We start from the raw sequence: 13,522 nt of genomic DNA on the forward strand, positions 1-13,522 counted from the left end.
GGGCCGTTTTCATGAGGGCGGGTGGACCAGGGTCCACACCCACGGTAATCCCGATCACGGGTCCGGCATCTGCCCCAGGCTCAACTGCCACGACACGCCGAAGCGATCCTGCACCCAGCCGTAGCGGTTGCTGAAGTCATAGTCGCCCACCGGCATCAGCCAGTGGCCGCCCTCGCCCAGCACGCGCGCGGCGCGCTCGAACTGCTCGGCGCCGGAGCACTCGACGAACAGCGAGATCGACGGGCTGAAGGTGAAATCGTGCACGTCCAGGCTGTCAAAGCACAGGTAGTGGGTGCCACCGAGCAGGAAGATGGCCTGTCGGACCTGCCCGGGCACGCCGGCACCGGCGCCGTCCGGATGGCGCTGCATTGCCAGCAGGCGGAAATCGGCGAAGGCCTCGGCGTACAGGGCCAGGGCGGCCTCGGCCTGGCCGGTAAACATCAGGAAGGGGCGACTGCGCAGCATGCGGTACTCCCGGTCGACGGGCCGATGACGGCCCACACGATCAGGATGGCACGGCGGATGTGCAGCCTCCGTGGTAGTGCCGGCCGCTGGCCGGCAGCTTCAGTCACGCCTCGCGCATGCGCCGCGCGATGGCGCTGCCGGCGGCGATGGTGGCGGTCAGCGCCACCATCGACAGGAACTGCAGGCGGGTGTGCGACTCGCTCAGCAGCAGGCCGAAGATCAGTGCCAGGATCGCCAGCGCGCAGCAGGTCAGCCACGGGAAGCCGGCCATGCGGAACGGCAGCCGGGTACCCAGGCGATCCGCGCGGCGGCGCAGCACCAGCTGCGACACCAGCGACAGCGTCCACACCAGCAGGCAGGTGGAACCGACGATGTTCAGCAGCACCGGCAGCACCCGGTCCGGGAACAGCAGCTCCATCACCGTGGCGGCGAAACCGAACAGCACGCTGGCCAGCACGGCAATCACCGGCACCTGGCGCGGATCGGTCCAGCCCAGCACGGCCGGGGCTTCGCGGCGCTGCGCCAGTGAATACATCATGCGCGAGGCGCCGTAGAGGTTGGCATTAAGTGCCGACAGCAGCGCGATCACCGCGATCAGGGTGATGGCGGTGCCGGCGCCCGGAATACGGGCAATGTCCAGCACGGCGGCGAACGGCGACTTCAACGCTTCGCTGGTCCACGGTACGACGGCGATGATCACGCTCAGCGAGCCGATATAGAACACCAGGATGCGCCACGCCACGGTGCGGATGGCACGGGCGATGCTGCGTTCCGGATCTTCGGTCTCCGCCGCCGCAACGGCCACGATCTCGGTGCCACCGAAGGCAAAAACGACAACCAGCAGTGCAGCGCCAATACCGGCCAGGCCCTTCGGCGCGAAGCCACCATGCTCGGTGAAGTTGCTCAGGCCCGGCGAGGTCACCTGCGGCAGCCAGCCCATCAGCAGCGCCACGCCGATGGCGATGAAGGCCAGGATCGCCGCCACCTTGAGGATGGCGAACCAGAATTCGAACTCGCCGAAGTTCTTCACCCCGAGCAGGTTGATCGCGGTGAAGAACAGCATGAAGGCCAGCGCCGCCATCGGTACAGGTACTGCTGGCCAGACGGTGGCCAGCAGACCGGCCGCTCCCACCGCCTCGGCGGCGATCACGATCACAAGCTGCACCCACCACAACCAGCCGACGGTGGCACCGGCGGTGGCGCCCATGGCATCGGCGGCATAGACCGAGAACGCGCCGCTGGTCGGTTTGGCCGCCGCCATTTCGCCCAGAGCGTTCATCACGATGATCACCAGCGCGCCGGCGACCAGATACGACACCAGGACCGCCGGACCGGCCGCCTGCACACCCACGCCCGAGCCGAGGAACAGGCCGGCGCCGATGGCGCTGCCCAGGCCCATCATGATCAGCTGGCGGGGCTTGAGCGAATGTCCGAGGCGGGACGGTGAAGCGGTCGGAATCGAGTTGGGCATCGGCAGGGCTGGCGGCGGGCTACAGGGGCGACACCTTACCCTGTCCCATGCCCGCGGGGATAGGCACAGCGCAGCAGGCGGCTCAGGCCAGTGCCGGCTCTCCGACACTGCCACCAATACGGGCGCGGTAGGCACGCGGCGAGAAACCGGTTTCAGCCTTGAACTTGCGGGTAAAGGCGCTCTGGTCGCTGAAACCGCAGGCCTGGCCGATGCTGGCGATGCTCTCGTCACCGTGCAGCAGGTGCATGGCCATCTGGATCCGCAGCCGGGTCAGCACCTGCTGCGGGGTCATCTGGAACACCTTGCGGAAGCTGCGCTCCAGCTTGGACAGCGAAAAGCCGGTGATGTCCAGCAGGGTCTGCATGCGCACGTTCTCGGCGTAGTGCGCGTTGAGGTGGGCCAGCGCCAGCCGCAGCTGCTCGTACTGGGTACCCAGACTGTCCTTCTGGCCAAGGTCGCGGGAAATGCCGATCAGGCCCTCGATGGCCCCATCGACCACCAGCGGACGCTTGCAGGTCAGGCACCAGCCCGGTTCGCGGTTGGCGAACAGGTGCAGCTCCATCAGGTTCTCGATCACCTCACCGGCCAGCACGCGGGCGTCCTGGTCCACGTAGTCGGCGCTCAGCCCGGTCGGGTAGATCTCCGCCGCGGTACGTCCGATCACGTCCTTGCGGGCGCGCAGGCCCAGCCGCCGCAGCATGGTCTGGTTGACGTGGGTGTAACGCCCCTGAAGGTCCTTGATGAAGAACAGCACATCCGGGATGGCGTCGAACAGGGCTTCGATGTCGGCGGGCTCGACTCGCATGGAGCAAGCATACCCGAGCCTGCTTTTGCCTGTACGTTCACCTTTGCCGGACCTCGGTTTAACGGGCCCGGTTCCAGTGTCGTGGTTCTCTTTGAGCATCCGGAGCCAACGTCAATGGCCGCCAGCAAGCCGACCGGCAAGCGCGCAACCACCCACGCCGAGAACCACCACCGCGGCAGCGGCGATGAACTGCACCAGCAGGCCGGGGGCAGTCATCCGGCGATGACCACCGATCAGGGCATCCCGGTGGCAGACAACCAGAACTCCCTGCGGCAGGGACCTCGGGGGCCTACGCTGCTGGAGGACTTCATCCTGCGCGAGAAGATCACCCACTTCGACCATGAGCGCATTCCCGAGCGCATCGTGCACGCCCGCGGCAGCGCTGCGCATGGCTACTTCGAGTTGACCCGATCACTGAAGGCGCATACCCGCGCGCGCATCCTGACCGAGGTTGGCATGAAGACACCCGTGTTCACCCGCTTCTCGACCGTGGCCGGTGGCGCAGGTTCAGTGGACACCCCGCGCGACGTGCGCGGCTTCGCGGTGAAGTTCTATACCAGGGAGGGCAACTGGGACCTGGTCGGCAACAACATGCCGGTGTTCTTCATCCAGGACGCCATGAAATTCCCGGACCTGGTGCACGCGGTGAAGATGGAACCGGACCGTGCCTTCCCGCAGGCCGCGTCGGCCCATGACACGTTCTGGGACTTCATTTCGCTGATGCCCGAATCGATGCACATGATCATGTGGGCGATGAGCGACCGCGCCATACCGCGTTCGCTGCGGATGATCGAAGGCTTCGGTGTGCACAGCTTCCGCCTGCTGAACGAGGCCGGCGAGTCAACGTTCGTCAAGTTCCACTGGCGGCCCAAGCTGGGTATCCAGTCCACGGTCTGGGACGAAGCGCTGAAGCTGCAGTCGGCCGACAATGACTTCCATCGCCGTGACCTGTTCGAGGCCATCCAGCGCGGCGACTTCCCGGAATGGGAACTGGCGGTGCAGTTGTTCACCGAAGAAGACGCCGACGCATTCCCGTTCGATCATCTGGACCCGACCAAGATCATTCCCGAATCGCTGGTGCCGTTGCAGGTCATCGGGCGCATGGTGCTGGACCGCTGGCCGGACAACTTCTTCGCCGAGACCGAGCAGGTGGCTTTCTGCCCGGCCAACGTGCCACCGGGCATCGACTTCAGCAACGACCCGCTGCTGCAGGGGCGCCTGTTCTCCTACCTGGACACCCAGCTGCTGCGCCTGGGCGGCCCGAACTTCCACCAGATCCCGGTGAATGCGCCCAAGTGCCCGTTTGCCAATCATCAGCGCGACGGCCACATGCAGATGCAGGTTCCCAAGGGCCGGGTGGCCTACGATCCCAGTTCGCTGCAGGAGGACACCCCGCGCGAGACGCCTGCCGGATTCCGCAGCCATGCCAGCGCCGACGATGGCCGCAAGGGTCGCACCCGCGCGGAGAGTTTCGCCGACCACTACAGCCAGGCCCGCATGTTTTTCCGCAGCCTCGAAAAGCCGGAGCAGGCGCACCTGGCATCGGCGCTGGTGTTCGAGTTGTCCAAGGTGGAAACGCTGAAGGTGCGGGTACGCACCGTCAGTCACCTGCGCAACATCGATGACTCACTGGCGCAGCGCGTGGCCGATGGTCTGGCGTTGCCTGCACTGCCCGACCCGGCGCCGACCGCTACTCCAGTGCGGGACATGCCCCCCGCCCCCGAAGTACGGGTGATCGGTCGCAACAAACCCACCCTGCAAGGGCGCTGCATCGGCATCCTGTTCGATGAGGGTTCTGATGCCCGGATCATTGCCAGCCTGAGCAAGGCAGCCAGGAAAGCAGGTGCGGATGTGAAGCTGGTCGCCCCCAGAGTGGGTGGCGCCACGCTCAGCGATGGCGCGCTGCAGGCGGCGGATGGGCAACTGGCGGGCACCCCGTCGGCCGTGTTCGATGCAGTAGCCGTGGTGCTCAGCCCGGAAGCGGCGAAGGCCTTGTCGAAAGAGAGTGCAGCCATCGAATTCGTCAGCCAGGCGTGGGCGCACCTGAAGGCCATCGCCAGCGATGCGGGCGGCCAGACGCTGCTGAAGGCGGCAAGGGTCGGCAACGACGCCGGCATCGTCGAAGCGGAAGACGCCAAGGCATTCCTGGCGGCGGCCGCCACCCGCCAGTGGGCGCGCGAACCCAAGCTGCGCCTGCTGGCCTGACTACAGCAACAGGAGAACTGTCATGCCCCGTGGTGACAAATCCGCATACTCCGATAAACAGAAGCGCCAGGCCGAGCACATCGAGGAAAGCGAGCGCGAGCGCGGTGCCAGCGAAGGCACGGCCGAGCGCATTGCCTGGGCGACCGTGAACAAGCAGGATGGTGGTGGCAAGCGTAGCGGCAGCGCGCGCAAGGGTACGAAGAAGGCGACCACCAAGAAGGCTGCCAAGAAGGCGCCTGCCAGAAAGTCGGGCACAAAGAAGGCCACGACCAAGACGACGGCGGCGAAGAAGGCCCCTGCGAAGAAGACGACAGCCAGGAAAGCGGCGGCAAAGAAGGCACCGGCTCGCAAGACAGCCACAAAGAAAACCGCAAAGAAGACAGCGGCCAAGAAGGCCGGTACAGCCGCCTCGCGCAGTGCTGCAGCGAAGAAGGCGGCGAAGACACGTGCGGCGAAGAAGACCGTGCGCAAGGTGGCGGCGAAGAAGGCCGCGCGTACCCGCGCGCGCGGCTGAGTCCTTCGATCAGGGCGACAGCGTCCTCATCCACGCTGCAACTTCGGCCGCGGATGCGTCAGCGCGTGCCTGCAGCAGCAGATGCGGCCCTTCCAGCGAAACATGCCGGGCATCCGGCAAAAAGGCCTGAAGTTCTGCCACGCTGGGCGGCCACAGCAGGCGGTCATGGCACGCGTGCAGGCACAGCGTCGGCACGTCGATTGCCGGCAGCAATGCGCGTACGTCGACGCGCAGGGTCGCTGCGGCGCGTCGCCGCAATGTGGCCGCCGGAATCCGGGCCAGCGCATCGCGCAGCATCGATACGTGGTCGCGGGTGCGCCACCGCCCCAGCAGCAGGCGCGCCAGCAACGCCACGGGAGGCAAAGGCCAGGCCGGCGTCAGCAGGGCTGCGCTGGCTGCCGGCAATGGCAACGGCCGACGCGCAAAGGTCGCGGCAAGCACCAGTCCGCGCAGCCCGGCGGGCTGTCGCGTGGCCAGTTCAACCGCCAACGGGCCCGAGAAGGACTCGGCAAGCAGGATGAAGGGATGGCCGGGCAGCTGCGACCACAGCCGTTGGGCAGCGTGGCGTGATCCTGCCCTCCCTGCGCAGGCAGCGTAATCGCCTGCGTCGTCAGCCCATGAGCCTGGAGTGCTGACAGAAACGGGATCGACAGTCTGCCGGAGCCATCCAGCCCGGGCAGCATCAGCACGTGCTGCGGCGTGGGTGATGCTGAATCACAGCCCGGCTTTTCCTCGCTCCCGATTCTCATGTCACCTCCTTTGCTGGCAAGCATCGCCCACATCGGCAGGCAGCGGAACTTTCGCTCCGGCTCTCCTGCTGCTTTGCCAGTCAAGGTTGAGCGATACTGCCCGCTCTGCCGCGGGACGCGGCTGCCAAGGAGAGCCTCTGATGCGATGGACCTACGCGCTGGCCATGATGGTCATGATGCTGCCACTGAACAGTTCCGCCAACGATGGCTGGATAAACGGGGCAGGCAAGGCGATGCCGGAGACCGATGCCATGAAATCCAGCGGTGGCTTTGCGGCATCGCTGCTGGTCACCTCCGATGCCGACTGGCGGGCCAAGTGGGAAACCCCACCAGAGTCCACTCCCGGTTTTACCCAGGCCGACGAAGTCCACCCGGGCGGTGAATTGTTCCTGCTGACATTCCTGTCCAACCCGCAACTGGATGAGAACCGCGTGCCCAAGGTGCACTGCGATCTGCGCATGCTGCGCCCGGACGGCAGTACCAGCATCGACGAACGCGATGTTCCCTGTTTCACCGCTGCCCTGCCCGGCCCGCCAACCCTGTTGTACATGACCAACCTGGACCTGAAGTTCGTGGCCGAGGCCAGTGATCCGAAAGGTACGTGGACTGCGCAGGTGGTGGTCAGGGATCTGCTGCGGAATGTGAGCCTGCCTCTGCAGGCTCACTTCGACGTCCGTTGAACGGAGGCGTGCGGATGAAGATGCGGCGATTACTGAGCTGGACCGGTCTTGCGCTTTGCGTGGTCTACCTGCTGTTGACCGCATGGCTGGTTCACGGCGCGCAGTCGGATGCGGACCCGAAGGGGGCCTATATCCTGATGTCGCTCCCCATCACCCTGCAGTCTGCTGCACTCGATGCCATCGGCGCAGGCAGCCTGCTGTACGGCAAACCCTGGTCGACCGCGTATGCAGTACTGGTTCCGCCAACACTGCTGTTGCTGTACGCAGCCGGCTGGCTGATCGAACGCGCCGCGCGCGGCCGCTAGCCAGCGGCACCGACCGGTTGCGTGCATGCGGTGCCCTGCATGCGGGGCATCGCATGCAGGGCGTCATCCAACATCCAGTCGCAGGTTGCTTACGCCGCCTGCGCAGGCACGATGGGCATGCGCGCGCCCTGCTCCACCTTGAACACCGCCACCGACGTGGTCAGCGCATGCGCCTGTTCCTCCAGCGCGCGGCTGGCGGCAGTGGCTTCTTCCACCAGCGCAGCGTTCTGCTGGGTCACCTGGTCCATCTGCACCACCACCTGGTTGACCTGCTCGATACCGGCGGCCTGTTCCTTGCTGGCCGCTGCGATGTCGCTCATCAGCTGCGTGGTGCGCGAGCTGGCCTGGGCCACGCGGGCGATCGCGGCTTCCGATTCAACGGTCACCGCCAGGCCGCTCTTCACCTTGGCAGCAGCGTCTTCGATCAGCTCCTTGATCTCCTTGGCGGCGACACCGGCACGCTGTGCGAGCGTGCGTACCTCGCTGGCGACCACGGCAAAACCACGGCCCTGCTCACCTGCACGCGCGGCTTCAACCGCAGCATTCAGCGCCAGGATGTTGGTCTGGAACGCGATGCCGTCGATCACGGTGGAGATTTCCGAGATGCGTGCCGAGGACTGATCGATCTCACCCATCACCGACGCCATCTGCGCCATCGCCTGCTCGGTCTCGCGTACGGCGGCACCGGCGGCGTGCGCTTCACTGTCGGCCTGACGAGCGAGCTCGGCATTCTGGCGCACAGTCGAGGTCAGTTCCTCCATCGATGCGGCGGCTTCTTCCAGGTTGGCGGCCTGCTGCTCGGTGCGGCGCGACAGGTCGTTGTTGCCGGCAGCCAGTTCCTGCGCCGCGTTGTTGATGCTGTCGGCGGCCACCTGGATGCCACGCACGATGCCGGTCAGCTGCGCGGTGGTGGTGTTGGCGTCGTCACGCATGCGGGCGAACACACCGTCGTACTCGCCGTCCATGCGTGCAGTCAGGTCGCCGTGCGAGATCGCACGCAGCACATCGGAGACATCAGCAATGCTGGCCTGCGAACTGGCCATCATGCCGTTGAGATGCTCGACCATCGCCTTGAACTGGAACTGGAACGCAGCGGCATCGCCACGCATGCTGAAATCACCGGCGCGCGCGGCCCGGGCCAGTGCATCGATCTGCGCGTTGATCGCCATCAGGCTCTGCTTCACTGCGGCCAGGGTGCGGGTCAGCGTACCCTTCTCGCCCGGGTAGTCCGGCAGGTCGCGGCTGAGGTCACCGATGGCGTAGCGCTGCATCACTTCGGCCATCAGCAGTTCCACCTGCACGTGCGATTCGACCAGGCTGTTGGTGGCCTGCACCATGCGGCCGAAATCACCGGGGAAGGCGCTGGCGTCCATGCGGTAACGGATCGCACCCGCCTCGTGCTGTTCGGCCATCTGCAGCTGCGCGCCGATCGCCGCCTGCACACTCTGGCGCACGCTGGCCATCGCCTCGCCCAACTGGGTCAGTTCGTCACGGCCGCCGAGGCGGAACTCCTGATCCAGCTGGCCCCTGGACAGGCGCTCGGCCAGGTTCACCGCGCGGGCCAGCGGGCCGGTCAGGCTGCGGCCGATCATCACCGAGGCGGCGATGCCGACCAGCAGTGCAACGCCGCCCAGCACCAGCAACTGCAGCAGGCTGCGCTCGCCCAAGCGGATCGCCTCGGCGGCCGCCTCACGGCTTTCCTTCTCTTCGAAGTCCACGCCATCGGACAGCGCCTTGTTCCAGCCGTTGGCGGCTTCCTGCACCGGGCCCAGGGTCAGCGCCACGGCGCCCGGGTAGTCGCCCTGCTCCATCAGTTCGCTGGTCTGCTTGTTGAGCGGACGCGCGATGGCACGCTTGGCGGCGATGGTCTCGGCAATGGCCTTGCCCTCGGCGTCGCTGGGCAGCGCCTGGTAGGCCGTCCAACTGGCCTCATAGCGCTTGACCAGATCGGCGATGCGCTGCTCATCATGGCCACGGTCATCGCCCTGGCGGATCAGCATCTCGCGGCGAACGACCATCATCTGGTTGTTGGCATCGAGCATCTGCGAGAGCAGGCGCACCTTGGCCACGCTGACATCGACCACCTGCTGCATCGCGCGCTTCTGCACGACACTGGCGGTGGCGCCGGTGGCCACCACGGCCGCAACCAACAGCAGCAACAGGCCAAAGCCCAGCCCAAGACGCCAGGCAACCCTGACATTCCTCAAGTAGTTCATCGGTACATCCAAAACGGGGGGGATGTGGCGTTATCGGCGGCCCGCCAGGCAATCTTGATCGCCAACCGCCAATGGCGTGGGGCACCATTCACCTTGGTGAGCCCTTGGCCGGCGGCACCCGCGCGGGGACGGTCGCGCAACGACCCGACTGCTCATGCAGACGTCAGATCTCTTTCACGGTGGCTCGGCGCGGCCTGCAGGCAAGGTGGTGGCGTCATCTGCTGGAGTTCCCAATGCCATTACCCGTGTACCGATCCACCCTGCTCGCTCTCTCGCTACTGGCATCGCCGGCGTTCGCGCAGGCACCGCCCCCTGGACTGCCCGCCCCCATCGCCGAGAAGGCCGGACAGGACATCGCAGCACGTTCCGCCCTGCATGCCCAGGTGCTGCTGGACCGTGCGAATTTCTCGCCCGGCCAGATCGACGGTGAAGTGGGCAGCAACCAGCGGCGCGCGGTGTCGGGTTTCCAGGCGGCGCACGGCCTGACCGTCACCGGTGAACTGGACGACGCGACCTGGCAGGCCCTGCAGGCTGATACGGTCACCCCCCTGGCCAGCTACACGCTGACCAGCGAGGATGTCGCCGGGCCGTTCCAGGCGGTGCCGAAGGGCCCCGCCGCACAGGCCAAACTGAAATCGCTGGGCTTCAACAACGTCGAAGAGTCGCTGGGCGAACGCTTCCACGCATCCCCTGAGCTGTTGAAGCTGCTCAATCCGGGCGTGGATCTGAGCAAGGCGGGCAACCGCATCCAGGTGCCCAATATCGCACCATCGCCGCTACCGAAGGCGGCCAAGGTGGTCGTCGACAAGTCCGATTCCAGCCTGCAGTTGCTGGATGCGCAGGGCAAGGTGATCGCTCAGGTGCCGGTTTCCTCCGGCAGCCAGCACGATCCGCTGCCGATCGGCGAATGGAAGATCCTGGGCGTGTATCGCGACCCGCCGTTTCACTACAACCCCAAGCTGTTCTGGGATGCGCGCAAGGGCGAAAAGAAGGCGACACTGCCGCCGGGCCCGAACAATCCAGTCGGCCGGGTCTGGATCGATCTGTCGAAGCCACACTACGGCCTGCATGGCACGCCCGAGCCCGGCCATGTCGGCAAGACCGAGTCACATGGCTGCGTGCGCATGACCAACTGGGATGCGCTGCGCGTGGCCGATGCGGTGGATACCTCCGTCCCCGTGGTGATGCAGGAGTGAGCCGATGCGTCTTTCGCAGCTGATCGTAGTGGGCGTTCTGCTGGGGCTGAGTGCAGGCTGGTGGCTGCACCGCGATGCAGGTGAGCCGGTGGCGGTTGCCCAGCCCGCAGTGCAACCTGCGGTGGCTGCGGCTGCAACGCCGCGCGTGGACGGCCCGGCTCCCACGGCCGCGCCGCCGTCCAACGCCACCGACGCGCCAGCTGGTCTGCTGCTGCCGGTACAGGGCGTCCTGGCCTCCCAGCTGCGCGACACGTTCACCGATGCGCGCAGCGAAGGCCGCGTGCACGATGCCATCGACATCATGGCCACCGCCGGTACGCCGGTGCTGGCAGTGGCCGATGGCACGGTGGAAAAACTGTTCAACAGCGAGCGCGGTGGCCTGACGATCTACCAGTTCGAGCCCAGTGGCCGCTGGTGCTACTACTACGCGCATCTGCAGCGCTACGCCGATGGCCTGGCGGAGAAGCAGGTGATCAAGCGCGGAGACGTCCTCGGCTATGTCGGCAGCACCGGCAACGCCAGTGCCGAGGCTCCGCATCTGCACTTTGAAGTGCACGTGCTGGGGCCGGAGAAGCAGTGGTGGAAGGGCGAATCGATCAATCCGTATCCACTGCTGAATCCGCCTGCTTCGAAGCCCGGTGCTGCCAGCGCCGCAAAGTGAACGTGAACACCGCCAAGGCAGCTCCTGGAATCAACAGGAGCAGTGCCGCCACTTTCCAGAAGAAGAACGGCCACAACCAGACATAATCCAGGTCAGTCAGCTTCAACAGATCCAGTGGCGGCTGCAGCTCGACGGTGGCCGCGCGATCGGCCAGCGCCGGGTCCACCTCCAGCACGGTTACCCGCACCCATGAGCGGCCGCGTGGCAATGCGTCGCCACGGCCATAGCCGAAGTAGGACGCCATGAGGCCGCTGGACTCAACCGAAGCCAGCGCACGATTGATGCCCTGCCCGGCCACTCCCGAACGCTCCCCTGCGCGGAAGTCTCCATGATCGGTCGGAGTTTCGATGCGCAGCAGCACCTCGGGGTCAGCCTCCGTACCGTCCGCGGCATAGCGCAGGCGCAGCCGCAGTTGATCATCGATGAGGCGGTAGACGGTGATCTGGGCGGTTGCGCCAGGGCTCAGCACCAACGGCACCGTCTGCGTGCGCGAAGCCAGGGTATTGGCGGCCGCGCCCAGCACCAGTACCAGGCAGGCGATGCCCCACAGGCTCCACAACATCCACAGAGTGATCCGCACGACCGTCTCGCCCTTCACGCTGACATCCTGGTCATCGCTTTGCTTCCTCGCCGACCCCGCTGACACAGTAACGAAAAAGCCCCGCTTGCGCGGGGCTTTTCCTGTCACCTACGCCGGGCAGCGCCCGGCGTTACCTCAGGCAAACGGATCCTGAAGGACCATGGTGTGGTCGCGGTCCGGGCCGGTGGAGACGATGCTGATCGGGCAGCCGGCCAGCTCTTCCAGCGAACGCAGGTAGGCGCGCGCAGCCGGCGGCAGGTCGTCCCAGTTGGTGATGCCGTGGGTGTTCTCGCTCCAGCCCGGGAACTCCAGGTACACCGGCGTGCACTCTTCCCAGCCCTGCGCGTCCAGCGGCGCGTACTCGGTGCGCTTGCCGTTGTATTCGTAGGCGATGCAGACCTTCAGCTTTTCCATGCCGTCCAGCACGTCCAGCTTGGTGATGCACAGGCCGCTGATGCCGTTGATGGCCACGGCACGCTTCAGCGCGACGATGTCCATCCAGCCACAACGACGCGGACGGCCGGTCGACGCACCATACTCGGCGCCGCGGTCACGGATGCCCTGGCCGACTTCGTCGTCCAGCTCGGTCGGGAACGGGCCACCGCCGACGCGGGTGGCGTAAGCCTTGGCGATGCCCAGCACGTAGTCGATCGAATCGGCGCCGACGCCGGAACCGGCCAGCGCGCCACCGACGGTGGTGTTGGAGCTGGTGACGTACGGGTAGGTGCCGTGGTCGATGTCCAGCAGCGCGCCCTGCGCGCCTTCGAACAGCACGCGCTTACCCTGCTTGCGCAGGTCGTGCAGGATGCCGGCCACGTCGGACTTCATCGGCTGCACGTATTCGCCGAAGGCCAGCGCTTCGTCGAAGGTCTTCTGGAAGTCGACCGCATCGGTGTTCAGATACTTGGTCAGCACGAAGTTGTGGTAATCCAGCGCGGTGCGCAGCAGTTCTTCCAGCTGCTTCGGGTAATGCAGGTCGGCGATGCGGATGCCGCGACGCGCCACCTTGTCTTCGTAGGCCGGGCCGATGCCACGGCCGGTGGTGCCGATCGCCTTGCCACCGGCAGCGCGCTCGCGCGCCTGGTCCAGGGCGATGTGGTACGGCATGATCAGCGGCGCGGCCGGGGAGATCTTCAGGCGCGACCGCACTTCCACGCCGGAGGCTTCCAGCTCGGCGATTTCCTTCTGCAGCGCGGCCGGCGAGATCACCACGCCGTTGCCGATCAGGCACAGCGCGTCGTCACGCAGGATGCCCGACGGGATCAGGTGCAGGACGGTCTTCTTGCCGTTGATGACCAGGGTGTGGCCGGCGTTGTGGCCGCCCTGGAAGCGCACGACAGCGCCGATTTCCTCAGTGAGCAGATCGACGATCTTGCCCTTGCCTTCATCGCCCCACTGGGCACCCAACACTACGACAGACTGACCCATGACGGGCTCCTCGATTTGTTGCGGCCATCGGGGCCGCGGACGGGTAAACCGTGGCGGGCTGGCCAGCACCTGCAAGGCGGCTCCAAACGGGGAGCGGCCGGCGATGGAAGGCCCAGACACGGAAAAAGCCGAACGGGGAGGCCCGTCCGGCTTTTGTGCATTATCCGGGTTTCCGGGGTCGGGTGCCACCTTTCCGACGGGTGGCTTTACCGGCCGGTCAGCCGCCCCGCCCGGTCGTGCCGGCCAC

The 13,522-nt window shown here is 66.2% G+C and carries 12 protein-coding genes and 1 pseudogene; 6 read left to right on the top strand and 7 right to left on the bottom strand.

Annotation, left to right across the window (positions count from 1 at the left end):
- Positions 1–54 precede the first annotated feature (54 nt).
- The 3 genes from AC5P8Y_RS02550 to AC5P8Y_RS02560 all read right to left on the bottom strand — a co-directional run bounded on the left by AC5P8Y_RS02550 (position 55) and on the right by AC5P8Y_RS02560 (position 2,741).
- Positions 55–465, bottom strand: a complete 411-nt coding sequence (locus AC5P8Y_RS02550) for a VOC family protein (RefSeq protein WP_005410627.1) — start codon at positions 463–465, stop codon at positions 55–57.
- Positions 466–568: 103 nt separating this feature from the next.
- Positions 569–1,936: an amino acid permease gene (locus AC5P8Y_RS02555; protein ID WP_005410628.1), complete on the bottom strand. Its 1,368-nt coding sequence runs from the start codon at positions 1,934–1,936 to the stop codon at positions 569–571.
- 82 nt (positions 1,937–2,018) lie between these two features.
- Positions 2,019–2,741: a helix-turn-helix transcriptional regulator gene (locus AC5P8Y_RS02560; RefSeq protein ID WP_005410629.1), complete on the bottom strand. Its 723-nt coding sequence runs from the start codon at positions 2,739–2,741 to the stop codon at positions 2,019–2,021.
- A 114-nt stretch (positions 2,742–2,855) separates the two neighbouring features.
- On the opposite strand from AC5P8Y_RS02560, the gene AC5P8Y_RS02565 reads away from it, so the two are divergent.
- Both AC5P8Y_RS02565 and AC5P8Y_RS02570 read left to right on the top strand, forming a co-directional pair.
- Positions 2,856–4,946 carry a catalase gene (locus AC5P8Y_RS02565; protein WP_111188343.1) on the top strand — a complete coding sequence of 697 codons (2,091 nt, stop codon included), beginning with the start codon at positions 2,856–2,858 and terminating at the stop codon, positions 4,944–4,946.
- A 22-nt stretch (positions 4,947–4,968) separates the two neighbouring features.
- Positions 4,969–5,460: a hypothetical protein gene (locus AC5P8Y_RS02570; protein WP_049404556.1), complete on the top strand. Its 492-nt coding sequence runs from the start codon at positions 4,969–4,971 to the stop codon at positions 5,458–5,460.
- 9 nt (positions 5,461–5,469) lie between these two features.
- On the opposite strand, the pseudogene AC5P8Y_RS02575 reads toward AC5P8Y_RS02570, so the two are convergent.
- Positions 5,470–6,209: pseudogene (locus AC5P8Y_RS02575) on the bottom strand (alpha/beta fold hydrolase).
- A 140-nt stretch (positions 6,210–6,349) separates the two neighbouring features.
- Here AC5P8Y_RS02575 and AC5P8Y_RS02580 point away from each other — a divergent pair.
- A complete protein-coding gene (locus AC5P8Y_RS02580; protein WP_049430607.1) occupies positions 6,350–6,889 on the top strand; it encodes a hypothetical protein in 540 nt (179 codons plus the stop codon).
- Positions 6,890–6,903: 14 nt separating this feature from the next.
- Positions 6,904–7,194, top strand: coding sequence for a hypothetical protein (locus AC5P8Y_RS02585; RefSeq protein ID WP_005410634.1), 291 nt, complete (start codon positions 6,904–6,906; stop codon positions 7,192–7,194).
- Positions 7,195–7,283: 89 nt separating this feature from the next.
- Here the strand turns inward: AC5P8Y_RS02585 and AC5P8Y_RS02590 are convergent, their stop codons facing one another.
- Positions 7,284–9,410, bottom strand: a complete 2,127-nt coding sequence (locus AC5P8Y_RS02590; protein WP_005410635.1) for a methyl-accepting chemotaxis protein — start codon at positions 9,408–9,410, stop codon at positions 7,284–7,286.
- 233 nt (positions 9,411–9,643) lie between these two features.
- Between AC5P8Y_RS02590 and AC5P8Y_RS02595 the strand changes: the two genes are divergently transcribed.
- Both AC5P8Y_RS02595 and AC5P8Y_RS02600 read left to right on the top strand, forming a co-directional pair.
- Positions 9,644–10,606, top strand: coding sequence for a L,D-transpeptidase family protein (locus tag AC5P8Y_RS02595; protein WP_049430609.1), 963 nt, complete (start codon positions 9,644–9,646; stop codon positions 10,604–10,606).
- Positions 10,607–10,610: 4 nt separating this feature from the next.
- Positions 10,611–11,267: a M23 family metallopeptidase gene (locus tag AC5P8Y_RS02600; RefSeq protein WP_111109190.1), complete on the top strand. Its 657-nt coding sequence runs from the start codon at positions 10,611–10,613 to the stop codon at positions 11,265–11,267.
- Here the strand turns inward: AC5P8Y_RS02600 and AC5P8Y_RS02605 are convergent.
- Positions 11,203–11,865: a hypothetical protein gene (locus tag AC5P8Y_RS02605; protein WP_049430613.1), complete on the bottom strand. Its 663-nt coding sequence runs from the start codon at positions 11,863–11,865 to the stop codon at positions 11,203–11,205. The genes AC5P8Y_RS02600 and AC5P8Y_RS02605 overlap by 65 nt on opposite strands.
- Before the next feature lie 117 nt (positions 11,866–11,982).
- Positions 11,983–13,275 carry an adenylosuccinate synthase gene (locus AC5P8Y_RS02610; RefSeq protein ID WP_005410639.1) on the bottom strand — a complete coding sequence of 431 codons (1,293 nt, stop codon included), beginning with the start codon at positions 13,273–13,275 and terminating at the stop codon, positions 11,983–11,985.
- Positions 13,276–13,522 lie beyond the last annotated feature (247 nt).

This window comes from Stenotrophomonas sp. YJH_SMC_12-1 (genome assembly GCF_059370935.1).